Genomic DNA, 21488 nt, shown 5'->3' with positions numbered 1-21488 from the left:
ACCTGTTTCCCGGATGCCCAGACTTGTGAAGCGCAAAAATCCGTGCGACCAAGACTTAAGTAAAATATGAAGGCATGTCATGAAACCTACTATCGCATCTTTTCCGGCCACCCGGCTGCGGCGCAATCGTAAATCTGCCAGTCTCCGTGCGCTCACACGGCAGAATTCACTGAGCGTGGATGACTTGATCTGGCCGGTGTTTGTGATGGATGGTGTCGATGCGGAAACGCCGATCGCTTCTATGCCCGGTGTGACGCGCAAAACCGTTGACCGGATCGCCAAGGCAGCAGTCGAGGCGCAAGCGCTTGGCATTCGCGCGATGTGCATTTTTCCGTACACCGGGATGGACGCCCGTACTGAAGATTGCGCCATGGCGTGGGACCCAAATAACCTGACAAATCAGGCCATTCGCGCGATCAAATCCGCGGCGCCAGAAATCGCTGTGATGACCGATATCGCGCTTGATCCTTACAATATCAACGGCCACGACGGGTTTGTCGAAAATGGCGAAATCGTGAATGACCGCACGGTTGAGGCGCTCGTGAAAATGGCGCTGGCGCAAGCGGAAGCCGGGGCCGATATTCTGGGGCCGTCTGATATGATGGATGGGCGGATTGGCGCGATCCGTGCGGGGCTTGAAGCCGCAGGGTATCAGGATGTCGCAATCCTAAGCTATACGGCCAAATACGCTTCTGCGTTTTATGGGCCGTTTCGGGACGCGGTTGGGGCGTCATCGGCGCTCACTGGTGATAAGAAAACCTATCAAATGGACCCGGGAAATTCAGATGAGGCGCTGCGCCTTGTGGAACGCGATCTGTCCGAGGGCGCGGATATGGTCATGGTCAAACCCGGCATGCCCTATTTGGATATTTGCCGCCGCGTCAAAGATGGGTTTGGCGTGCCGACATTCGCCTATCAAGTAAGTGGCGAATACGCGATGTTGCAGGCGGCGGCGCAAAACGGTTGGCTTGATGGCGATGCGGTCATGATGGAAAGCCTATTGGCTTTCAAGCGCGCGGGCTGTGATGGCGTTTTGACCTATTTCGCGCCACGTGCCGCAAAGTTGTTGGCACATTAATGTAGGGTATTTTTCGGGTTTCCCGCAAAACTTTGCAAAAGTGGTTTTTGATTTTTGCGATGCCGCGCCACCAGCGTGTTTTGTCTTGGTGCGGATGTCATTCTTAATGCGCTGCGCGCGATATATCCGCGCTGCATTTGGTGTGGAAAAAGCGTTGTAAGCTCTTCAACAGCTGCAGCAGGCAGCGCAACGCGCGCCTGCTCGCCAAGCAAAAGGCTTTCTGCGGGCGCACCTTCGGCAAAAAGGACAACATGTTCGGTGCATAGAATGTGGAAATACCTGATTTCCGTGACCGTTTTGTCAATATAGATGCCCGGAATTCCAACAAGCCGGATGGCTGCGACAAGAACCTCTGACACACCAAACATGCGCTCAGAAATTTTGGACGACACCAAAATGCGGTGCTGACGCGACACAAGCAAGTCGCGTTTTGGCAATCCATGCCCAAGTGCACCGGCTGTAATACGAATGGGGCGTAGTTTGGGGTTTTGCGCCAATCGGTCAGCGGGAATGTGGATGTGCCCGATCCACTCAATCGGTGTATCCGCCCCCGACGCGGTCGTCACCAAATCACCGATACGAAGATCTTCGATCTTTGTCGCGCCATTTGGCATCGTAATCTTTGTGCCAAGCGCGAAACAGACAACGCTTTGATCATCGATATCGAAGCCGCCGCCCGGGTTCTGATTTCCAGTGCCATCAGCGGTAGTCCAGTTGTTCGTGTCCATGATCGAATCGATCAAGTCACTTTGCTGGACAGGATCAGGCAAACTGGCGTCGCCCGTCCATTCCATAATGTCTTCGTCACCATCGATGATCAACGCGCCGTTACTGGTCGTCAAACCGGTGCCGGTTAGATTTGGTGTCTGCGTGTCACTGCCATCGGCCTCGTTGGCAATCACGGCGATATAATTTGTTGCGGTTACGTCGTCCCCAACGCGCGTACCCTGAAACGCCCAAAACATTTCGTTTGCCGTCGCGATTTGGTAGCCACCTTTGATATAGTCGACAGTACCACCCGCATCAAAAGTGACTGTATCGGCAACGGGGTCCATGTCGATTGTCACGACGGTTCCTGCCGATATACCACCTGCTGGAACCGTCCATTCCATCAGTTGTTCGGAACCAAAAAACCCCGAGGCATCACGTTCATCGTCGGTAAAATAGATCACCTCGCCAGCGGCAATATCCGTGGTTGCAATAAATGCAATATCTTCGTTGTCGGCGTCCCAGCCGACAAACAAGAGGTCTCCGGGATTGAGAGCCATCGTGCGCGTCGCCTTAATAGTTAATATTGATTTAGCTTTGCTCCCTAGCGTGTATAGCAACGAATTTGTAACGCGACAAGGTTTGGGTGTTTGTCGATCTTTTTCCTCATAAAACCAAATGGTGACAGTGTTCCACCGTTCATCTATAGTTCCTCGCATAAGAGACGGACAAACGTCTCAAAACAGGTAAAATAAGGTGGATCAAATGGATTTCATTTCACGGCGTAGTTTTGCGCTCGGCGCGTTGGCAACGTCAACTCTGGGCGCTTGTAGCAATGGCATTGGCGGCGCTGGCGCAAGCACCATTGATGCGCGCGTCGACACGACATTGAACGCACTTTACGCATCCTACCCCGGCGTCAGCGACCTTGCGAGCCGTGCAAACGGGATGTTGGTCATGCCGCTAATCACAGAAGTCGGGCTTGGGCTTGGCGGATCATTTGGACGCGGTGCGTTGCGCATCGGTGAATCGACCGTTGATTACTACGCTGCGGCCTCGGGCAGTGCTGGTTTACAAATTGGCGCGCAGCAATACAGCCACGTGCTGTTTTTCATGACCCAAGAAGCATTGATGGAGTTCCGCCAATCGCCGGGATGGGCCGCCGGTGCCGATATCGAATATGCTATTAGTGATCAAAGCGAAATGTTGCGCGCAGAGACGACGACATCGCTTTCTCCTGTGATTGCTGTGGTGTTCGGGCAAACTGGTTTGCGCCTTGGCGCCACACTTGAAGGCACAAAATATACGCGAATTATCCCTTAGGGTTATGCACGCGTGCTGCCCAATCTTGATCCTTGCTGCGGGCAAATCGACGCGCATGGGCGGGCGTGACAAGCTTCTTGAGACTGTTGAAGGCCACACGTTGATCCGCACGCAGGTATTGCGTGCGCTTGCGACTGGGCAGCAGGTATTTGTCACCCTGCCCGCCCTTGACCATCCGCGCGCACAGGCGATTGGCGATCTCAATGTGCACATCGTCGCAGTCCCAAACGCCGCCGAAGGAATGAGCGCAAGCCTGCGCGCGGGTGTCGCAGCGCTGCCAGATGCGGATGCTTTTATGGTCGTGCTGGCGGATCTTGCCGACATACAAACGCAAGATATGGATGCGTTGTTGCGGGCCCGCAGCGGACATCCCGATGCGTTGATCTGGCGCGGTGCAACGCAGACCAATAAGCCGGGACATCCGATCATTTTCAACGGGTCATTGCGCCCACAGTTTGCGCTATTAACAGGCGATACAGGTGCGGCGCAGATTGTCGCCGCACACGGCGATCGCGTCCACTTGGTCCCCATTGGTGATCAGGCTCTACTGGACCTCGACACGCCCGCAGATTGGGCTAGTTGGCGGGCATCTCAGTAACCAAAAGCTTGGTTTCTTTTTTCTGCAACGTCTTGCGCGCGGCGCGGTAATTTTTGCGCCCTTCCATCGTCGCGAGCTGGGGAAAGAGCCGAAACAGTTCTTCGCGCTGCGGGCCATCTACACCTTGCAGGGAATGGTCGCCGGGTTGAAATGTCTCTGTCCATGATCCGTTTGAAAGGACAATTTCGTGATGTTCGCACATAAAGTGGATGTATTTGACGTTTTGGATCGGTGCGACACCAACGCCTTTTAACTTGAGCAGATCTTTCGCGTAGACCAGTACTTCGTTTTGTTCAAAATACATCTGCGCCAATTCAGAAACGATCAGCATCCGGTGGAAAGGTGATACCTGCATATCACGTTCAGGCAGGCCGCGGCCCAAAGCCCCTGCTTTGATAAAGATGGGGCGGATGGTTTGTGTGATTGTCAGATCTTCGGCGGTGGCGTTTTTGTGACCGACCCAGCTGATGTGCTGAATGCCGTTGTCACGGGTCAAGACGCGCGCGCCAACCTTCAGGTCTTCAACCAAGACTTCACCGCGCGGGGTAGCAATGGCTGTACCAGGGGTAAAGCACGGCACAATCTTGTTCGACTGCTTTGGTAACTGCTGGGCGGATGGCCCATTTCGCAGTGCACCTTCGTGATTTGGCATCGTCATTTAAACGTCCTGAGTACTAATCATCAAATCCATTCAAAACCCGAACGAAGTTAAAATCTGATATCACCGCGCCGAGCGCGTTATCAATATGAGTTGCCGCAAAACATATCAAAAGGCTAGGCATTACGCACAATTACCTCAATTTGAGCAATATTTGACCTGTTTTGCGCCACAGTGCGGCCGGGCTCTTGCCCATATTGGTATAACGCGGAAGGTTTAAGAAGTTGATACTGGTGCCGATGGAGAGCAACTTAAGTAGCTAAAATTAAACTAAGTATTAAATCTATTCGTAAATTATTCGGAATGAGTGATAGCAAACCCGACGACAACCGTTGGCTAAAACGGTCTATATCACAATTGTGTGATGAAACAACCACGGCTAACCCGGCTTTGATCGTCATTCACGGCCCATTGCTGCCGTTCGCACATACGAGCGTAGCTGCGAAGCAACCGTCCCTAAACAGATCGCGCACTTCGGGTCGGTCGTTGATCGACAGCACGAACACCCTCTCGATCGCACCAAGCGCCTTAGCGATCAGCGCAAACTGATCTCGGTCAAACATGCCCTTGCCATAGTCCTCTTCACCGCCCGATACGGCGGATCAAGATAGAACAGCGCAGTCGGGCTATCATAGCGGGCCAGCACGTCATCCCAGTCCAGATTCTACAATCCACGTCACCGCCACTCAGCACTGGGCTGGAAAAGTCCCGACGCTTTCGAAAGGAAAGTGACTAAAACGAGTACTTGGGGCGACACGCGAAAAATATCTCATTTCCGGTAGTTTTAATGTTATGTCATTAAAAACTTTATAACACTTATAGGTAATCTTATGAAACAAAACACTTATCAAATGCAATGGATTAACAATGTTATGGGCGTCAGTTGGAATGCATGGGCCGCAGCAACAGGCACCAATGCACAACCTACGCAAGGTAGCTTCGAGACTTACCCTGGCGATACTCTCGTCACTGCCCAAGAAATGGTATACACTGTTAACGGTGCGTTTTTAGCTGCCGGGAACCTTGATATCAATAGTGGTTGGACTGATGGGACCGTTGCATTTGCTGTACGTATTGTCGTTCCGCCGCAAGTGTTTGATATGGGAAATCGACCATACTACCAGGTAGCGTACACCACGGATCCCAATTCCACACCGCAATTCGAAGACGTCGTAGACGATCCAGCGTACCCATACACGCTTAATTTTACAACGAGCTGGGGTGACGGAACATTGACCATAACCAGCACATCTGAACATGATGGCCTCGCACTAGATTGCATAATTGAATAAAAATCTGACAAGGGAGTATCAGACAAATGCCAAAATTGATGATCAGGTTGGAAATGATTGACACGAAGACAGGTGCACAACTTTGGCAAGCTTATTCTGAAGGCGCTGACAGAGCCTACAACTTTGCTGGTGATACGCTGAAAGAACAGGAAGAATACATAGAACGCCTAGCTGATTGTATGGAGGCGGGACAGGATGTGGCTTTAGAGGAGGCACCTGAATGCTTCGACCCCGCGCCTAGTCCAGCGGATATTCAAGAGGTACTTTTTGAAGTCAATGATCAACTATTGTACGGGACTACACAGGCGACCGAAGCCATTATTTACACAGTAGGCGAAGATCAAGACGGTGAAGGGCTTTGGGATTCCCTTAAACAGGCAGGGGAAGCGCTGGCTGAGTGTTTTGCTGTGTAATGGCTGGAAGTGCCTGTACATCAAAGTCCAATATCGTGACGCTAAGTACGGCAATATACTGATTAGTGTCGAATCCTAGGGTACGGCACAAACGGCAAGTAAAACTCGCCGGACAATAAACCCATTTCCAAGGTGATCTATGTTGGCAATCCCGCTGTCGAAACATCGATCGCGCCGGGCGACCAACACGCTAGAGTGAACCGTGGCGACGTGTCCTTGGACACACCAAAGACGCCACCCACCTGCCCGCCAAACGCTGCAAAAACAGAAACCGCGCTGCGCGCTCCAGATCCGTCAACGTGCTTGGATCGCAATTGCGCAACCGCTCAAACTCGCGCCGCGACGCAATCTGAAACCGCATCACCTCCATGAACTGCGGATAATGGCGCTGTAGGATCCGAAACAGGTTTGTGATTTCGCCGTTCAGATCGTTCATGACCTCAAGGCGCGGTCGCCATTGACGGCGCAGAAATACACCACCCATGCCCACGAATGGCTCAACATAGGTTTGATGTGGGATTGCATCGATCACTTCGATGATCTTTTGATTGAGGGCCTTCTTGCCCCCAAGCCATGCAGCTACAGGTGCAGCAGCAGAAACTTTAGTCATTGTCATAGTTGTAGTTTCCAGAATATCAGGGCCGCACTCTCGCGAGAGTCGGGCGGCATATTCTGTACGCAGCTAGGCTCAAATCAGGCTGCGTGGTGGTCGTAACTGGCCACCCCCGCCCAAGGGCGGATGTGGCGTTCTCAATAATGGGTTGGTTAATTCTGCTACCGCGTCACGGTGCGCACATACTCCTGCAGCCCTAAGACAGTGGCGCGGAGCTTGTCAGCGCGGTGTGCCATGTCTCGATATTTGCTTGTGCATTCGGCAAGGAGGGATCGGGCACGGGCCGCATCAAGCTCGCCGGGGGCGCTGGGGTCTGCACGGGCGTTGGCGTCACGTATGGCTTGGCGCAACCGCTCAACGCTATCGTCAGCAGCAGTAAGCCGCGCTTGCATGTTTGTGCGTTCACGTTCGGCATTTTCAGCCACCCTTTCAACGGCCCGCATCAGGGCCTTTTGCTCATCTGCGTTTGCAGCTTCGGCCTGCGCAAAGGCGACCGCGTATTCACCCTGCCCGCGCGCATAGCCACGCAGGTCGCCCAGCACCTGCCCTGCAACGAACGTAGCCCCCACAGCCACACCGCCCGTGAGTACCAGTGACAAGCGGTTCATGTCTGATACGGCGTGTCACGGATGCGCGCCCACTTCTTGAATGCCGCCTCGAGCTTTGTGTGATACCCATGCCGGGTATAACCGGGGCCGTTGTAACCCCGCGCAAAGCCGCGCCAGTCATGTGATCGCAACTCGTCATCAAGGCCAGCATTGACGATAAACATCACCATGCCTGCCAGCTGCGCCTCTTCGTCAGAGGCAAATGCAGTCACCATCGCTTCGGCACTGGCATAGCCAGCTAGCCCTGCATTGAACCCCATCATCTGCGGCAGGCCCCATGACGTTGACCGCAGAGCTACATCGCGGTCGATGGCCATGGCAGCCGCGATACGTGCGTAACTGTCGCGCGGATAGCGCTTTTCTCCCCACCGACGATACGCCAATCCCTGCACGACAGCAGCGTCGCGCTTTGGCCCCTCGCCCAACTGGCGGTAAAAGATGTGTGGCTCGAACAGTGCTTTTAGACGGCCTTTACTGTCGAACCCAGAGCCTGCGGCTTCGACATCCAGCACCGCATGGATTTCGTCTTCACCGACACCAATCGTTGCCCCGATACGTGGCAGATCGATATCATCAAGCCGCTTTGCGGCCCCTTTCCAGATTGTCATCGTGGCACCTCGTTAGATGTTGTGGTGTTTAAGTTTGCCTGTCGGTCATCCCCCCAAGAGGAAATCACCAAGATCAGAAAGGCGATCACGACCCCCGGCACCAATGTCCGAAGGTCGTCTGCGTTTTTGGTCGTTTTAGGTTTTCTGATCATCAGGGGTTTCCTCTCCCGAGATGAATCGTTCAACGATTGTCACAGCGAGCAGACCTGTCAGAAAGGCGACAGCCGTGAGCGTTCCAATGAGGCTTGAGGCATCATCGGGAAGATCCCCAATCCAAGGCTTGAGAACGGTCGGTCCAAGCACGCCAACACCAAAGGCAACAGCCCCACCAACGAACATGACGCGCAAACCTTCGCGCCACGTCGTCTTGAGCGTCACCGCACGTACGGATCCACCCAATGCGCCAAAGAATGCGAGGATGCCCGCACGCTGGTTAAACACCTCAGAGAATAGGTTTGGATCTTGCGCGGCCATCAGTAGTGTCCACCATCTTGAGAGTTAAGGAAGCCACCCAGCATGTCGGCTTGTTCACGTCGCCACGGGTCAGGCGATGACTTGTGGCGCTTGAGCCGGGTTGTTGTGAAGAACTCGCGCGGGAACTCCCGAAACAAGACCGTGCAGACTGTCCAATTATGCGCCGTGTTCACGACGGCAAAGGCAATCGAATACGGATAGACAAGAAACCCCAACTTGGTATCACTGAGCCAATACCCAAAGGCGTATAGCGCGTAGACCAGCGCAATAACTGGACCCAACAGTAAAAGCACGAAGACGTTCCAAAAGCCGATGAGGCGGGTTTCAGAGAGATGATGGTTTTGCATTATTCCGATACCTTTAATTTGGCTTCAAACGATGTTCGAAGACCGCCAGATTTTGTGAATGAGTGTTTGACCATTTCTGCGAGGAAGACTGTGCCATCCACGCCCGGCCGCACGCCGATATAAGTGATGGGCTGCCCCGCCATGAGACCGGGACGCCCAACAATTGCGCATGATGTTTTGACCAACCCGCGCAGCATTTCGCGCGCATATGCCTGCGCTGCGGTGAGCGCCTCAGCCTCAGAGCTAAATGGATCGCGAATGACGTGTTCGCCTTCGGCGTCAGCGTCACCAACCACAGTGACCTCATGACGTTTGGCGCCGGTGCGGTCATAGTAATGCGCCTTCACGACGCCATAACGATCAACGTCATTTTCAGACACACGACAGCTTCCCAAAATGATTTCCGTTGGGACAATGATTGCAGGCGGAGCAGCCGTGCCATCAGCCGTCTTGCCTGCCCCGCGCTCTAACCACAGCAAGGCACCGTTTTTGATAGTGAACAGCGCACCATGGCGTTTCGCGAGCCGCCCCAAGAAATTCAAATCGGATTCATCTTGCTGGCCAATCCACGCATAGACGTGCCCAGAGACTTCCGCTGCGATCTTGGGTTCCAACCCGTATTCTCCGGCAATTTGGGTGACGATCTCCGAGACCGACAGATCATCCCAATGGCGTGACCTATTGGTTTTCATATTGGATCGTAGATCCGCAGAATGCCCGCCAACGGTGATCGTGTAAGGCAGGCAGCTATGATCAACGCGGTCGATGACATAGGAACCAACGAACCCTGCCCCGCTACCAGACAAGATCGTCACGTTTGCGACCGCACCACGGCGCGGGCTGGCGAAATGCGGATCGGCATCGTTGAACACAAGCTCCAAAGTGTCCGCCTGGATGCCCTCGCGATCAACAATGTTCAGACCGACAAGGCGATCAAAGAATATGCCAGACACAGGAATGCCGTCGATATCGACATAGATTTGAGGATGCATGATGCTCACCTGAGATTATGGGTTTGGGGTAGCCACACGCATTGAGCGCAATGCCACGTGTGCATTGCGGATATTGACGGTATGTTGCTAAACTTACGTTATTGTGGGTCTACTAAGCGGACAGAGCTGCCCTTCGCTGCGGCTGCGCTAAAGTCCGCTTTTGGTCAGTTAAAAATTTTCCACCCCAAAATGAACCATAGGCTAGTGGACTGAAATGGACACAACTACCGCTGTTGCTTCACCGAAAAACTCCCCGCTTTGTAACCTCAGTCAACGCGTTACCGTCCTTTTTGAAAGTGATAAATAGCCCGTCACGTACCACCGTGAACTCAATTTCGTTGCACCCATCCCGGCGAGATGATTCCGGAGCAAGAAGAAAGCTCCTCGCGAAGTTTGCCGGTGCAAATATCCTCGGTGCATCGCGCTGCCCACCTTCGGTATCTGTGTTTCTAACGATGCTAACCCCATAGCTCCGGCATAAGAACGCCGTTAGATCAACCAATCTCGCGTTCTTGTCACCTTCGTTTGGAAGAAAAATCATCGAGCTGCTCAACGCACCCAATTCACTCAGGTCAGTAATTCCCGCTTCAATGAGAATATCTTCCACACGTTCTCGTGGTTCAAACAACACAGATTCAACAGTAGCAACCGGAAGTGTCAGTTGTCTCTCTGCTAGTCCGATCTGTCTTTTTTCGATGTCTTCACTACTTAATTTTTCGACCCGCATAGCTCTTGCTGCAAGCGTCGCATATTTCCTATCGGCGTTAGCTTGAAGACCTAGACTTACCAAGTGTTCCAGAAGCAAATGAAACGCTCGTCTATGAAATTCGTCTATTGGGTCTGTTCCGTTAAATGCCTTGTCCCAAGCCGATTTAAATTTGTCCGTTGCTGATATCGGTCTCGGATTCTTGAGCTTCATCCAGCCTTTTGAGACCTGCAACTCTGCAAGGATACCAAACGGCTTGTCGTTTTTAGGCGGAAGAACTCTAAAACAATCCTTTGCATCTAAGAGCGATCCAACCAGAGGAGAACAATCGGGGTTCGGATGAAACCTTATTTGATCAATACCGATTTGAACTTGCTCAAACGACCTTTCCCCAGTTACCTCGTAGGCATCTGTACTGGATTTGCTTGCTTCTCTTGCGGCCGAGATGCTGGCGCTGGCGTCAGCTACCTCATTTGGCGTTGAAGCACTTAGACCACCCACTGCCTTGCTTTGCGAGATTTGAGAGGTTTCACGTTGACCGTGAAATTTTTGGTTGTACGTGAAACCGACGCCATCCGGCTTTCCTTCCCCTTCCGAAAGATCGCAATTAAAAGTCTTAACGACTACAATTGCTTCGCTAATCTCACAAGAGGCTTCAAGAACAGTTCCGTCACTTAGTTCGATCCTCACATCGTCTGTACCGAAGCTGGCATCAACATCGAGGTTCAGTCCGTCTTCAAGAGAATTACTACGGCAGCGGATGTTTAAGTTTGCAATCGCCCGATCGAAAGGTTCTGGCGGAACAAAACTATCATCTATCGAGAAAAAACCGTCTGTCATCAAAATCCACCACAAATATCTAAAATCAAAAGTGACTGATGACTGAAGGGTTAGTCAAGCAGGTCAGCGAACATTAACAGCTATTCCTATGTTTGACGGCACAAATAGCGGACCTTCGCGGCAAAGCAGAAACTTGGAAGTTTGGGTTCTTTGCAGACTTTCGCTGCATGTGCGAACATTAATCATCCTCCTTATCCAAACCTCCTCCTCAATCCCACAGCTTCACCGTTTGCTGACCCGCGCTATCCACGATATCCGGCAAAGTTATTTTCAGCCCTGCGGGCAAACGATGCGCGACCTCGGCAAGGTCGGGGTTTGCCTCAAGCACGCGTTCAACCGCACCTGCCTGCTGTCCGTAATGACGCGCACAGATGAGATCCAAAGCGTCATGCATCGATGTAATATGAATGGCCGCCATCAGATTGCCCCCAACAACGACAATAAAGAAAACCCAGAACTCATGCGCTTCACCTCAATCGTATAAGCATTGCGGCCCGGAGCCCCGTGACGGTCATGATAGGTCCGGTCCTCATCCACTTTCTGGATGGCGTGGCTTCCGAACACCTTACCCCCGAGTGACACCAGCATCAGCGGAATGCCGTTCCTTGCCGCCAAGCGCACGCCTTCGAGCGTGCTTGTGCCCCCCCATTCTGCAGGGAATAAAACACCGGTAATCGTGATGGTTTCAGAGCGAGCCCCGGTCCACTGCAGCGCGTTCAAACGCCCCGCAGTTTCAATTTCAGCCCACGTCGTATCCAACTTACGGCTTACATCTGTGTACCCAAACCCATGTGATCGAAACATAAAAGGCCCAAGCGCCATTGTGACTGGTCCAGACATCACGTGCCCCTTTCGTTAATCAGAAAAGCTTGCTGCAATCGTTGCCGACAACCGCTCACCTACGCGCGCCTCTATTAGGTCAACCAATCCTTCAGGGTCCGACACACCAGAGGGTGCCACGATACTGATACTGCCTATCTCAACATGGGTGGTCGCAGGCTTCGCAGAAGGCGCACCACCCGCTGCAAGCGCGGCAGGTGCCCCGACCAATGCAGAGGTGGCCAACGCAGCCAAGCCCGCCGACCGGATACGCTGTGCGCCACGTTGAGCCGGTTGGCGACCCAGAACAGACCCGCGCAATGCTGCTTGTGCTTGCGACACATTCAATACCGCACCAGATTGCGACGGCACCATGATTTCAGAATGGGACGTGTTCTCGTTCACCAGATACGGCAACCCACCCTGTACAGGCCCACCGGTCGCGCGCGCACCAGCGGTTGGCGTCACTTGCTGCCCATAAGCCAATGACGTACCACGACGGATCGATGCAGCCACCTCTGCCGGGTTCGACGACAGACTGCTTGGTGCCTCATCAAAGAACAAGCGCTCTGCCATGTTGAACAATGGAATAATCGCCGTCCAATCCCACGTCGGCAGAAGGTTCACCCATTCAAAATTAAAGAACCAATCTTTCCATTCAATCGCCGTATTGAGGTAGTCGCGCCACGGCAATTCGCTCAGCCCAAGATGACGCCAAGCGAACATACCGATTTCTGCGGCCATCACGGCCCAACCAATCACCGGAATGAGACGCAGCGCACCACGGCCAAACCAACGCAGCGGCGTGATGAGACGCCCCCACCCGCTCGCATTCATACCAAATCGCCCAAGCCGACCAGCCATTGCTGACCAGCCGATGGCTGGAATGAGCCGCGCAGTCCAACGCAGGGGCGCGACTAAACTTGACAGCCGAAAACGTGGCAAGCGCCTGAGCATACCAAAACGGCCGACCACATTTGCAAGCCCGCCACCTGCGAAGATGGCGCGCGCACCCAATCCAACAAGCCCAAACCGAAGAACCGCCAATGTGCCAATCAGTCCAGCAGCGGCGGTCAACATTGCGCCGCCAGCGATTGCCATGCCGCCAAGAGCAACACCACTGATGACAAGCCATTTCGTCAGCTTTGGGTGTTCCTTCGTCCAGGTCACCATCTTGTCGATGAACACCTGCGACTTTGCCAGCAAGTCATTCAACGGTGGCAAAACAACTTCACCAATGCTTACACCCAACCGCGTCGTCTGGTTGCGTAGAAGCTGCATGTTGTTCGCAGTCGTGCGCGAACGCTCAGCATATTCAGCCTCAGCGCTGCCGAGGTATTGGGTTTCATCTGCGACGAGCGCCAGCATGTCAGGCATCAGCTGCATGTTGTTCATCAGCTTTGTCAGCTCGCGCGCCTCATCGCCGAACAGATCCGACATCACCGTTGCACGCAAGTGATCAGGCAGTTCATTCAAACGCTGCATGACATCCATTGTGGTGCCCACCGCATCTTCCTGCATCGCGCGCGCGACGTCCGCAGAGTTCAGCCCAAGACGGGTCATGGCCGCGCTTTGGCGGTCCGTCGCCCCTTCCCCACGGACCAACGCGCGGCCCATGTTACGAAACGATGTCGCCGCCGTATCGGCACCCGCACCCGCTGCGATCATCGCCGCACCAATGGCCAGCGTCTCATTGCTGTCAAAACCAAAGTTAGCGCCGTCAGCGCCTGCCCTGTTCAAGAATTGCAACGTTTGATCCGCGCGAGCCGCAGAATTATTCGACAGATGATTCATTGCATCAAACAACGACCCCGTTTGATCTAAATCGAGCGCCATTGCGGTCTTAATGCTCGCCATGGCCTCGCCAGACTGCCCCGCAGAAATATCAAATGCGACGCCAATCTTTGCCGCCATTTCTGCAAATCGCGCCAAGTCATCTTGCGCAATGCCCGACTGACCACCCGCTGCAACAATCTCTGCAAGACCCGTTGCTGCAATTGGGATCCGAGTGGACAACTCCATAATATCATCAGACATCGCTCGGAACGCCGCAGGGCTCTCAAAGTCGACCACTTTGCGCACATCTGACATCGCACTTTCAAACTCGACAGCCTGCATGACGGGTGCGGCAAGCCCCGAAAGCATGCGCCGCCCCGTTGCCATTGACGCATTGCCGACAAAGCTCAGGTTCGCCGAACGCGCCAAAGCACGATCCATCTGCGCGCGACCCGCCGTAATGCGGTCCTGCATCACCTTGAGGCGTTGCATCCGCTCAGCTTGGCGCGCAAACGCGGTGTTCGCTGCACCCAACGCCGTGGTGAGGCGGCGCTGTTCGCCAGCCAAATCAGCAGTGTTCACACCCGCAGACCGCATCTGACCTTGCAAGCCACCAAGCGTGCGTCGGTGTTGCGCGTGCTTTTCCTCCAGCCGTGCCGCTGCCGTGCGCGCGCGTTCAAACTCACGGCGCATCCGGGCCGTCGGATTACGTGTTGTGGTGATGGCGTGCTGCAACTGGCGTACACGTTCACGTGCAGCATTGAGCGTTTCGCCAGAGGCACGCACAACCTGCTGTTGACGCCGGAAATCTTCAATCAAACGCAGCGGCCCGCGTAAGTTCTGCAATCGCCCCATTTCAGATCGCACGTTGGACGCAAACCGACCAGTAACACCCGACATATTCCGGATCATACCCGAATATTGATCGACCGCCTTGACGACCAGTTCCGTTGTGATCCGCTTATCTGCCATGGGCTACACACCTTGAAATTGAATAGAAAATGCCTAGGTTAAAGGCATGGATATTTTTGCGATGATTTTTGCCGTTTTCATGATTGGCTTGGCGCTTACTGCGACGGCCATGATTGGCGTGTATGCAGGCGGCATGTGGGGCGCTGGCGCTTTTGCGCTGCTGATCTACGCGCTGTACCGCACAGCGACCCATCAAAGCGGCCCCGATCACATGCGCAACCGGGACACGCTGAATGCATTTCAGCAACCTATGTCTGACGACTAAAACTACTCGAACTTCAAACGCGTGGCATCCAGCACCCTCTGGGCGACCTCATGCCACTTGTTGAACGCTGACATCTTCATCGCCAAGACTTGCGGCAGTGGCGTCGATAACACCGACGACACGATGCCAGCGGCAAAGCGCAGGTCTTGTGCTACTTTGCCGGGATTGCGTTTCCCGGCGCGCCACCAGCGCCTTCGCCCTTATCCGTCGCGATGCCCATGACGACCTCAGCCGCAGCGTTAACCGCTGCAAGGTCTGAATCCTTCACCTTGCCGACCACCTGTTCAGAAACCCCTGCCAAACGCGCAAGCCAAAACCGATTGACCTTGGCCGCAGTGATCGCTGTGTGAACTTCCGCAATTGACCCGTCGGGCTGTTCAACCTTCGCTGGTTCAGGAAGCGAGGCTTCTAGTTCCGCATAGGCGATCTGCGCATCCAGATCAGGTTCATCAAATGACAACGCATCAATGGTTTGATCTGCCAGTTTAATGGGGCGGGTCAGCGGAACGACAATTGGTAAATCCATATTTCGCACCCCCTTAGTTCAGCAACAGTGCAGAGCGGATGTCGCCAGTCTGCGACACGCCACCGACTGAGAAATCGAAGTCATCGATCTCAAACACTTCCGATCCATCCACTTCAAGCTTCAGATAGTGGGTTGCAACTTTGCATTTCAACTCAGCCTTCTCGCCGGGCTTCCACGTCGAATTGCCTAGATCGATCAACCGGCCACGAATATACAGCGTCGCAGTATGGGTTGTGCCATCTTCATCGACCAAAGCGCCTGTGGCCATATACGGATGCTCACTGCCCGGCTTACCCAGCATCAGTTTAAGTACCGAAGGATCCAATGCCGACATTGTAAATTCAAGATCGTCAAGCTCATAACCCATTGAGAGCGTGCGCTCTTTGATCATGCCCGCATTACGGATTTTGTCTGTTTTTTCTTTCGGAAACGGCACTTCAATTTCAGACGTTTGCCCGACCTTTACGTCGTTATCCGCCCAAAAGGCGCAGTTGCGTAAGATATATGATGGGGTGGATTTCATATTAAGTCTCCAGAATAGGCCATGATGCCATGGCTGCATTGTAGATGCGCGACCAGCGCACCTGCATCGTGTATGGGAATGGGCTGAACTTTACGCTGAGGCTTGAAGCGCCTGCGCGGTCAGTTCCAGATAGTATTCAATATTGCGGTGCGCGATGAAGCGGATGTCTTCCATCGGCGCAGGCGGTTCAAAGTCGAGCGACAACGTAATGCGGCCCGACGCCAGTTGGATTGGTTCGTTCAAATCTTGATCCAACCAAACCTTGCCACCGATAATCGCACCCTCAGCAATAAACGTCCGCATCGCCGCATTGCCTGATTCAATCATCAGCTTCACATTCGCCGCTGAGAACGGTTTATCCACAAACTCCAGATAAGCCTTTTCGATGGCTTCGTTGATGAAGTCAGCCGTGCGGCGCACCGCAAGAAACACCCAAAGATCATCCCCCGTGGCCCCACGGTTGCCCCAAGTGATGAACCCTTCGCCTGTGTTGATAATCGTGCCCACATGGTTTTCGTTGAGGTAGTTGGAATGCGCACCGTAGGTCACAGGTCGCGTCACGCCACCGATGCCATTGATCGCTTTGTTCGAAAGTGAATGCCAAAAGCCCAACTCTTTATCGACACGCGCTTGCACACCCGCAAAACGCGCCGAGGCAGGCCGCGCGACATATGCGCTTGTATCCGTGTCCCACACCAAAACCTTTGGATCGACGACATAGACGCGCTGTGAATTAATCAACTGGCGATAAAGAATGGCCGTCGCATCATCCGTGTCAGGGCCGTCAACAAAGGCGACAGACCCCAGTTGATCCAAGACGCCAACCAATTCTGCAACAACCGGGTTTGCCGTGACGCCATCACCCGATGTGAAGCCCGGAGCCGCAATTAGACGCGGCTTGATACCCAGCATCGGTTCGGATTTCAAAAGCGCGTGCACACCTGTGCGCGCTGTCGCATCACCAACAAGGTTGGACATCGTTGCCGCAAGGTCTGCGCCTTCTTCAACGCGAACGACGACAGTATATGCGCCAACTTGGTCAAACACATCGTCAATCGCGTCCTTCAGTGTGCCCGTATCCCCAATACCGGCAGCATCAGTTGGCGTGCCCTTCAACAACACGGGCGTGTTTAGCGGGAATAAATCTGCGTCCGCATCAGGTGCGGTCCCCAACAGTCCAACGACAGCCGTTTGCGCAACCTGCACCAAAACGGGTGTTTCGTTTGATTCCGACAAGCGTGTGCCGTGATGATAACTTAGATCAGCCATAGGTGTCTCCTTTGGGCAAAACAAAACCCGGCACGATGGCCGGGTGGTAAATGACGCTGGGCGTCGTGATTGTGAGGGTGGTTAGTCGCCGCGCGTTACGGATCGGCCACAGCCGCAATGCCAAACAGTGCGTCAACCTGTGCGTCTGTGTAATCAAGGTGCCATTGCAGCAGTAGTATCAAGGGCGACATACGGCGCACTGTTGTCACGTCACTCCATTCCATTTGCGCATCAGCCTTTTGGTTATCAGTCAAACCATCCAGTGCGGCCATCAACAGCGCAGGCCACTCGCCGCGCGCAGCTGCGATGGCGTCTTCATTCGTGAACAAGCCAATATCGCGGCAGGCCATGCACAAGGCACGGCGCGTGATTGTTGTCGCTTCGCGAAGGTCCGACAATGCAGCGTCCGCGTCAGGCACAACAAAGACCCAATCCTCGCCATCGAACTCGTAATCTGACCCCGGCTTAGAGGGCACTTCGACAGTCCCTTCAGGGTAGCTCGCAAGGATATGCGAAGGCACTTCCCCGGTTGCCTGCCAGTAGCCGCGCGTGAGGTGATAAAATCCGCGTTCATTCATGCTCTCAACTCCATCCAATGCGTCGGAGCATTGTCGTCTTTGTAGTAATAGCCATCAGGGACGATAAAGCTTTCGCCCCCGTAGGAGCCCGCCCCGATATGATGCCAGGTGATGTTGTCCGCGGACACTTTTGCACTCGCGCTTGAGTTGGAATTGTCGCGGTAAGTATAGACGCCAATAGTGCGTCCAGTGGTGTTCTGATAAACAACACCATCCGCACGTGACGCCGTCATATCTTGCCACGTCTGCCCAGCACCAAGCGGTGGTTCATGCAAGTCGTCGGTGGCAGCAAGCTCGCGCCAGTCACCCCAGCCCCCGGAATACGACCGCCACATGACTTGCCCTGACACCATCAGTTGCGACAGCTGATCACCACCCGCGCGACGGAACATAATCATATTAAACGCGCCTGTCGGCTTATCGCCGGTTGCGGCCCCCGTGACCCGGTAAAATCCGCCTTCCAGAGCAGGATCGTCAATATCGCCGCTGTATTCGATAATGCTTCCAGTCTGCGCCAGCGGGCGTGCAATGACAGACAGCCCATCATCGCTGACACCAATCGATGTCCCGCCATTCGTTGCAAGATCAACTCCCGGAAGCTTAGATGCTAAGGATGTAAGAATTCCAGAAATAGCACTGTCGTTGCCTGCTAACTCAGTTGCAATCTCGTTTAGCGTGTCCAAAGCACCCGGAGCGCCATTCACAAGATTTGCGATAGCCTGAGAGACGACTGCTTCGACCAGCGCGGGCGACATCACCTTGACGCTGGACGCCCCCGCAAGTGCTTCGGCCTCAGTCGCAAACGTAACTGCAAGAGTGCGATCCTCGGAGAGATCACCGCCGCCAGTTAACCCGTCTCCCGCTGTAATTTCGCGCTCGCCCGGTACATATGTCGTCGCGTTATCAATCTGAATAACCAAGTTTTCCAAGTCGGAAAACAGCACATTGATGCGCAAGATTGCACTGACAGTATCCAGCGGCTTGTTGACCGCAGGATCATACCGGGCAATCGCAATCATATCCCCATCATCGTCAAACAGCCCCGCCTCACGGATCACATAGGGCCCTTCACTCTCGGCAAGAAGCACTTCAAAGAACGCCGTATCGGGCGATCCATCGGTCAACCCACGCCGCGTGACTGCTTTGCGCCCGGTCTCACTTTCAAGCGCGGTTTCACCTCCGCCCGGAATTCGGTCACCGTCACCCCACGCCAAAGCGGAGATCGCAAGCGCGGTACCGTTCGCCAGCGCTGCGGCCTCTTTGTTGCGACCGACATTGGTCAGCATTGCATATGATGCCATAACTAGATCCTTGTTTCGACATTGATGTGTGTTGTCGGCAGCAAGACAGGTCCCGCCAACAAAGTGATTTCAGGTGGTGGTGGAATGACTGCTGACGCGCTCGCCAAGATGGCCGTGTTTTGAAACACGCCCGCGTAACATGCAGCACCCGCCGCCCAACCGATGTTCAGCGACCAACCGCGCGAGATTGGAGCGACGGTTGCTAAGACGCTGCCGACCGATTCAATAAGCGAAGGCCCGAATTCAAAATTACTGTCGACGTCAATCGGATCAGTTACAAAAACACTCACGCTAAAGGTGCCGCGAACGCCGCTACCGTCAGGATCAAACCACTCTAGGATTTCGACCTCAAAACCAAAAACCGCCAAAGCAACCTGAATGCCGTATGGCGTCCCCTTATACCGGTGAACCTCTTCGGACACAGTCACGATCCGACGTTTAAGATCTTCCGACAGCCCTGCCCCCCAGCTATCGACGGAATACTCCCAAGCCAAATGCTCCAATAGCTCTGGAGCAACCTGATCAACATCTTTCGTGATCATCTCAACAGGCAGCGCAAACAGCCGCTCTTCTAACACATCAAGCGCACGCGCCAGATCAGTGGCGGATTTTGGCAGCAAGCTGTCTGCACGATCAAACATTCCGCCAGCCCCCAGCAACCACCTCAACGCTCAACGCAATATTGGTACAATGCGGCGCTTCAAACGGGCCAACATCGATGTCAGCGGCAGGTGACGCAATCACAACATCCACGACACCATCGACACTTAATGCGGCCGCCAGAGACGTGCGGTAAAGCTTACGCCCAATTGTCCTGCGGCTTTCCACAAAAGCGGCTGCTGTCACTTCGGCGGCGGCCGCAACACCGTCAATCGAAGAGGCACTGCCAACGTAAAGCGTTGCCGTGATTTCATATGGGATCGGTTGCGCCGATACCACCTCAAGCAAATCTGCAACCGGGCGACGCGTGTCAGCCGTGCAATGACCAAACACCGTTTCCAGCAACTCTGCAGGTGCAGTGCCATCCCCCTCACGGTTCAAGACAACCATTTTAGGCTGTGCAGGCAAAATAGCAGGCACAACAGCATCATTCGGCCCGTAAACCACGACGTCCAAAACCCGGTCGTCAGCATCCAGCGCCCAATAGACATAAGACCCTTGCGTGCCATGCGGCGAATAGGATTCCATCACAAGCTGGATCCGCGCCCGAAACGTCTCATCATCCTCAAGAACAATGTTATCAGGGTCGCTCTCATCGACACTCTTGCGCACAACACCCCGGTTCGCGCCGATTTGATCAAGGTCAGACCCGCGTGCCGTCGATAAGAACACAGAACGGATCGCGACATTGATCTGGTTCGACATGTAAAGTTCGCGCGCCGCCGCCGCCTCATTGAGATAGCGCGTTGGGCTTGCCGCAATATTGCGCGCCAACCCCATAACCTCAGAGACCTCGGTTGCGCTCATGACTTCGGCAAGCTGGGCTTCCAACTCGACAAGCCGCGCCTCTAGGATCGCGTCAAAGTCTAAGACGCCAACCGACGACAGGTCCGGCAAAGCTGATAGATCAAGATCCGCAAATCGGCTCATGCTGTAAGGCTCCAATTATCTACGCCGGTGGTTTGCACACGAACGACCTGTGTTCCGTCATCAACGATGGTTGCATCGCCAAGATGTGCGTTGGGCAGGTGATTGCCGGTTAGGTTCAACGTCAACACGCCATCAGCGTCAGCCGATATCGTTACATCAGTCAGCGCAAATCGGGGCTCCCAGGTATCAATTGCCTCAGCCACCGACACATAGAGCGCCATGATGTTGGCGTCGTTCATCGGCATATCTACCATCGCAGGCACATCAGACCCAAATTGACGCATGAACACGCGCGTGTTCACGCGGGTCGCCAAAATGGTTTCAATACTTTGCACGACATGTGACCAACCAGAAATCACAGCACCAGTGTGGTGATTAAGATCCACGACAGATCAGCCCTGATCGGCTTTAGCTGGCTTGTCGTTCGTTTTCTTTGAAACGGTTTTGGTTTCCAATGCTTTGACGGCCAGCCCTTCGCCGTTGGGCGCGAGGTAGTATTTCGCTTGTGCCTGTGTCATGCGCACCACTTCGCCTGCAACCCGGTGCTGACCGCCGATAAAGCGCGTGTGCGTGACGTCGTATTCAACAAGTTCCTTGGCCATGCTGGCCTC

The 21488-nt window shown here is 54.1% G+C and carries 28 protein-coding genes; 6 read left to right on the top strand and 22 right to left on the bottom strand.

The annotated features are described in order from the left end of the window. Positions 1-79 precede the first annotated feature (79 nt). Positions 80-1078, top strand: coding sequence for a porphobilinogen synthase (hemB, locus tag Yoon_RS00215; protein ID WP_238109128.1), 999 nt, complete (start codon positions 80-82; stop codon positions 1076-1078). On the opposite strand, the gene Yoon_RS00210 is transcribed toward hemB, so the two are convergent. After that, positions 1075-2346 carry a Hint domain-containing protein gene (locus Yoon_RS00210; protein WP_238109126.1) on the bottom strand — a complete coding sequence of 424 codons (1272 nt, stop codon included), beginning with the start codon at positions 2344-2346 and terminating at the stop codon, positions 1075-1077. The genes hemB and Yoon_RS00210 overlap by 4 nt on opposite strands. 205 nt (positions 2347-2551) lie before the next feature. Here Yoon_RS00210 and Yoon_RS00205 point away from each other — a divergent pair, with 205 nt between their 5' ends. Further along, a complete protein-coding gene (locus Yoon_RS00205; RefSeq protein ID WP_238109125.1) occupies positions 2552-3109 on the top strand; it encodes a YSC84-related protein in 558 nt (185 codons plus the stop codon). Positions 3110-3134: 25 nt separating this feature from the next. Beyond that, positions 3135-3707 carry an NTP transferase domain-containing protein gene (locus Yoon_RS00200; RefSeq protein ID WP_238109124.1) on the top strand — a complete coding sequence of 191 codons (573 nt, stop codon included), beginning with the start codon at positions 3135-3137 and terminating at the stop codon, positions 3705-3707. On the opposite strand, the gene Yoon_RS00195 is transcribed toward Yoon_RS00200, so the two are convergent. Together Yoon_RS00195 and Yoon_RS00190 are read right to left on the bottom strand one after the other, a co-directional pair. After that, a complete protein-coding gene (locus Yoon_RS00195; protein ID WP_238109123.1) occupies positions 3685-4365 on the bottom strand; it encodes a Hint domain-containing protein in 681 nt (226 codons plus the stop codon). The genes Yoon_RS00200 and Yoon_RS00195 overlap by 23 nt on opposite strands. A 401-nt stretch (positions 4366-4766) precedes the next feature. Further along, positions 4767-4928: a hypothetical protein gene (locus Yoon_RS00190; protein WP_238109122.1), complete on the bottom strand. Its 162-nt coding sequence runs from the start codon at positions 4926-4928 to the stop codon at positions 4767-4769. Positions 4929-5195: 267 nt separating this feature from the next. Here Yoon_RS00190 and Yoon_RS00185 point away from each other — a divergent pair, with 267 nt between their 5' ends. Next, entirely contained in the window at positions 5196-5657 is a 462-nt protein-coding gene (locus Yoon_RS00185; protein WP_238109121.1) for a hypothetical protein, read from the top strand. 26 nt (positions 5658-5683) lie between these two features. Continuing rightward, on the top strand, positions 5684-6070 hold the full coding sequence (locus tag Yoon_RS00180) for a hypothetical protein (RefSeq protein WP_238109120.1): 387 nt from the start codon (positions 5684-5686) through the stop codon (positions 6068-6070). Between the two features lie 190 nt (positions 6071-6260). Here the strand turns inward: Yoon_RS00180 and Yoon_RS00175 are convergent, their stop codons facing one another. The 10 genes from Yoon_RS00175 to Yoon_RS00130 all read right to left on the bottom strand — a co-directional run bounded on the left by Yoon_RS00175 (position 6261) and on the right by Yoon_RS00130 (position 14825). Further along, positions 6261-6686: a DNA adenine methylase gene (locus Yoon_RS00175; protein ID WP_370642061.1), complete on the bottom strand. Its 426-nt coding sequence runs from the start codon at positions 6684-6686 to the stop codon at positions 6261-6263. A 158-nt stretch (positions 6687-6844) separates the two neighbouring features. Beyond that, entirely contained in the window at positions 6845-7291 is a 447-nt protein-coding gene (locus Yoon_RS00170; RefSeq protein ID WP_238109119.1) for a hypothetical protein, read from the bottom strand. After that, positions 7288-7899: an N-acetylmuramidase family protein gene (locus Yoon_RS00165; protein WP_238109118.1), complete on the bottom strand. Its 612-nt coding sequence runs from the start codon at positions 7897-7899 to the stop codon at positions 7288-7290. Before Yoon_RS00165 ends, Yoon_RS00170 begins: the two co-directional genes overlap by 4 nt. Positions 7900-8034: 135 nt before the next feature. Beyond that, on the bottom strand, positions 8035-8373 hold the full coding sequence (locus Yoon_RS00160; protein ID WP_238109117.1) for a hypothetical protein: 339 nt from the start codon (positions 8371-8373) through the stop codon (positions 8035-8037). Continuing rightward, a complete protein-coding gene (locus tag Yoon_RS00155; protein ID WP_238109116.1) occupies positions 8373-8720 on the bottom strand; it encodes a hypothetical protein in 348 nt (115 codons plus the stop codon). Before Yoon_RS00155 ends, Yoon_RS00160 begins: the two co-directional genes overlap by 1 nt. Then, positions 8720-9712, bottom strand: a complete 993-nt coding sequence (locus Yoon_RS00150) for a phage late control D family protein (protein WP_238109113.1) — start codon at positions 9710-9712, stop codon at positions 8720-8722. The genes Yoon_RS00155 and Yoon_RS00150 overlap by 1 nt, the downstream gene beginning before the upstream one ends. A 238-nt stretch (positions 9713-9950) precedes the next feature. Beyond that, positions 9951-11258: a hypothetical protein gene (locus Yoon_RS00145; protein ID WP_238109111.1), complete on the bottom strand. Its 1308-nt coding sequence runs from the start codon at positions 11256-11258 to the stop codon at positions 9951-9953. Between the two features lie 208 nt (positions 11259-11466). Further along, positions 11467-11676: a tail protein X gene (locus Yoon_RS00140; protein WP_238109109.1), complete on the bottom strand. Its 210-nt coding sequence runs from the start codon at positions 11674-11676 to the stop codon at positions 11467-11469. Continuing rightward, positions 11676-12098: a phage tail protein gene (locus tag Yoon_RS00135; RefSeq protein WP_238109107.1), complete on the bottom strand. Its 423-nt coding sequence runs from the start codon at positions 12096-12098 to the stop codon at positions 11676-11678. Before Yoon_RS00135 ends, Yoon_RS00140 begins: the two co-directional genes overlap by 1 nt. 15 nt (positions 12099-12113) lie before the next feature. Beyond that, positions 12114-14825: a phage tail tape measure protein gene (locus Yoon_RS00130; RefSeq protein ID WP_238109105.1), complete on the bottom strand. Its 2712-nt coding sequence runs from the start codon at positions 14823-14825 to the stop codon at positions 12114-12116. A gap of 46 nt (positions 14826-14871) precedes the next feature. Between Yoon_RS00130 and Yoon_RS00125 the strand changes: the two genes are divergently transcribed. Continuing rightward, positions 14872-15090: a hypothetical protein gene (locus Yoon_RS00125; RefSeq protein ID WP_238109103.1), complete on the top strand. Its 219-nt coding sequence runs from the start codon at positions 14872-14874 to the stop codon at positions 15088-15090. 151 nt (positions 15091-15241) lie between these two features. Here Yoon_RS00125 and Yoon_RS00120 read toward each other — a convergent pair whose 3' ends face one another. The 9 genes from Yoon_RS00120 to Yoon_RS00080 all read right to left on the bottom strand — a co-directional run bounded on the left by Yoon_RS00120 (position 15242) and on the right by Yoon_RS00080 (position 21479). After that, a complete protein-coding gene (locus tag Yoon_RS00120) occupies positions 15242-15616 on the bottom strand; it encodes a hypothetical protein (protein WP_238109101.1) in 375 nt (124 codons plus the stop codon). 13 nt (positions 15617-15629) lie between these two features. After that, on the bottom strand, positions 15630-16139 hold the full coding sequence (locus Yoon_RS00115; protein ID WP_238109098.1) for a phage major tail tube protein: 510 nt from the start codon (positions 16137-16139) through the stop codon (positions 15630-15632). 90 nt (positions 16140-16229) lie between these two features. Next, complete coding sequence (locus Yoon_RS00110; protein WP_238109096.1) at positions 16230-17408, bottom strand: phage tail sheath subtilisin-like domain-containing protein; 1179 nt, start codon at positions 17406-17408, stop codon at positions 16230-16232. A gap of 95 nt (positions 17409-17503) precedes the next feature. Continuing rightward, the gene (locus Yoon_RS00105) at positions 17504-17986 is read right to left on the bottom strand and encodes a hypothetical protein (protein ID WP_238109085.1); all 483 of its coding nucleotides are present in this window, start codon (positions 17984-17986) and stop codon (positions 17504-17506) included. Next, positions 17983-19287, bottom strand: a complete 1305-nt coding sequence (locus Yoon_RS00100) for a phage tail protein (protein WP_238109084.1) — start codon at positions 19285-19287, stop codon at positions 17983-17985. Before Yoon_RS00100 ends, Yoon_RS00105 begins: the two co-directional genes overlap by 4 nt. A gap of 2 nt (positions 19288-19289) precedes the next feature. Then, positions 19290-19928: a phage tail protein I gene (locus Yoon_RS00095; RefSeq protein ID WP_238109083.1), complete on the bottom strand. Its 639-nt coding sequence runs from the start codon at positions 19926-19928 to the stop codon at positions 19290-19292. Then, positions 19921-20877, bottom strand: a complete 957-nt coding sequence (locus tag Yoon_RS00090; RefSeq protein WP_238109082.1) for a baseplate J/gp47 family protein — start codon at positions 20875-20877, stop codon at positions 19921-19923. The genes Yoon_RS00095 and Yoon_RS00090 overlap by 8 nt, the downstream gene beginning before the upstream one ends. After that, positions 20874-21263, bottom strand: a complete 390-nt coding sequence (locus tag Yoon_RS00085; protein ID WP_238109081.1) for a GPW/gp25 family protein — start codon at positions 21261-21263, stop codon at positions 20874-20876. Before Yoon_RS00085 ends, Yoon_RS00090 begins: the two co-directional genes overlap by 4 nt. Before the next feature lie 6 nt (positions 21264-21269). Beyond that, positions 21270-21479, bottom strand: a complete 210-nt coding sequence (locus Yoon_RS00080; protein WP_238109080.1) for a hypothetical protein — start codon at positions 21477-21479, stop codon at positions 21270-21272. Positions 21480-21488: the final 9 nt, after the last annotated feature.

The organism is Yoonia sp. I 8.24, assembly GCF_022096995.1.
In the GTDB taxonomy this organism is placed as follows: domain Bacteria; phylum Pseudomonadota; class Alphaproteobacteria; order Rhodobacterales; family Rhodobacteraceae; genus Yoonia.
The sequence above is the reverse complement of the archived record's forward strand: the minus strand, read 5'-3'. Positions and strand labels throughout refer to the sequence as shown.

Excerpts from the sequence above, each read along its gene's own strand:
- Yoon_RS00185 (WP_238109121.1), top strand. The coding sequence starts at position 5,196 with ATGAAACAAAACACTTATCAAATGCAATGGATTAACAATGTTATGGGC.
- Yoon_RS00145 (WP_238109111.1), bottom strand. The coding sequence starts at position 11,258 with ATGACAGACGGTTTTTTCTCGATAGATGATAGTTTTGTTCCGCCAGAA.
- Yoon_RS00135 (WP_238109107.1), bottom strand. The coding sequence starts at position 12,098 with ATGTCTGGACCAGTCACAATGGCGCTTGGGCCTTTTATGTTTCGATCA.
- Yoon_RS00175 (WP_370642061.1), bottom strand. The coding sequence starts at position 6,686 with ATGACAATGACTAAAGTTTCTGCTGCTGCACCTGTAGCTGCATGGCTT.
- Yoon_RS00205 (WP_238109125.1), top strand. The coding sequence starts at position 2,552 with ATGGATTTCATTTCACGGCGTAGTTTTGCGCTCGGCGCGTTGGCAACG.
- Yoon_RS00115 (WP_238109098.1), bottom strand. The coding sequence starts at position 16,139 with ATGAAATCCACCCCATCATATATCTTACGCAACTGCGCCTTTTGGGCG.
- Yoon_RS00095 (WP_238109083.1), bottom strand. The coding sequence starts at position 19,928 with ATGTTTGATCGTGCAGACAGCTTGCTGCCAAAATCCGCCACTGATCTG.
- Yoon_RS00110 (WP_238109096.1), bottom strand. The coding sequence starts at position 17,408 with ATGGCTGATCTAAGTTATCATCACGGCACACGCTTGTCGGAATCAAAC.
- Yoon_RS00160 (WP_238109117.1), bottom strand. The coding sequence starts at position 8,373 with ATGGCCGCGCAAGATCCAAACCTATTCTCTGAGGTGTTTAACCAGCGT.
- Yoon_RS00195 (WP_238109123.1), bottom strand. The coding sequence starts at position 4,365 with ATGACGATGCCAAATCACGAAGGTGCACTGCGAAATGGGCCATCCGCC.
- Yoon_RS00125 (WP_238109103.1), top strand. The coding sequence starts at position 14,872 with ATGGATATTTTTGCGATGATTTTTGCCGTTTTCATGATTGGCTTGGCG.
- Yoon_RS00130 (WP_238109105.1), bottom strand. The coding sequence starts at position 14,825 with ATGGCAGATAAGCGGATCACAACGGAACTGGTCGTCAAGGCGGTCGAT.
- Yoon_RS00210 (WP_238109126.1), bottom strand. The coding sequence starts at position 2,346 with ATGGCTCTCAATCCCGGAGACCTCTTGTTTGTCGGCTGGGACGCCGAC.
- Yoon_RS00105 (WP_238109085.1), bottom strand. The coding sequence starts at position 17,986 with ATGAATGAACGCGGATTTTATCACCTCACGCGCGGCTACTGGCAGGCA.
- Yoon_RS00170 (WP_238109119.1), bottom strand. The coding sequence starts at position 7,291 with ATGAACCGCTTGTCACTGGTACTCACGGGCGGTGTGGCTGTGGGGGCT.
- Yoon_RS00090 (WP_238109082.1), bottom strand. The coding sequence starts at position 20,877 with ATGAGCCGATTTGCGGATCTTGATCTATCAGCTTTGCCGGACCTGTCG.
- Yoon_RS00165 (WP_238109118.1), bottom strand. The coding sequence starts at position 7,899 with ATGACAATCTGGAAAGGGGCCGCAAAGCGGCTTGATGATATCGATCTG.
- Yoon_RS00100 (WP_238109084.1), bottom strand. The coding sequence starts at position 19,287 with ATGGCATCATATGCAATGCTGACCAATGTCGGTCGCAACAAAGAGGCC.
- Yoon_RS00180 (WP_238109120.1), top strand. The coding sequence starts at position 5,684 with ATGCCAAAATTGATGATCAGGTTGGAAATGATTGACACGAAGACAGGT.
- hemB (WP_238109128.1), top strand. The coding sequence starts at position 80 with ATGAAACCTACTATCGCATCTTTTCCGGCCACCCGGCTGCGGCGCAAT.
- Yoon_RS00120 (WP_238109101.1), bottom strand. The coding sequence starts at position 15,616 with ATGGATTTACCAATTGTCGTTCCGCTGACCCGCCCCATTAAACTGGCA.
- Yoon_RS00080 (WP_238109080.1), bottom strand. The coding sequence starts at position 21,479 with ATGGCCAAGGAACTTGTTGAATACGACGTCACGCACACGCGCTTTATC.
- Yoon_RS00190 (WP_238109122.1), bottom strand. The coding sequence starts at position 4,928 with ATGTTTGACCGAGATCAGTTTGCGCTGATCGCTAAGGCGCTTGGTGCG.
- Yoon_RS00155 (WP_238109116.1), bottom strand. The coding sequence starts at position 8,720 with ATGCAAAACCATCATCTCTCTGAAACCCGCCTCATCGGCTTTTGGAAC.
- Yoon_RS00140 (WP_238109109.1), bottom strand. The coding sequence starts at position 11,676 with ATGGCGGCCATTCATATTACATCGATGCATGACGCTTTGGATCTCATC.
- Yoon_RS00150 (WP_238109113.1), bottom strand. The coding sequence starts at position 9,712 with ATGCATCCTCAAATCTATGTCGATATCGACGGCATTCCTGTGTCTGGC.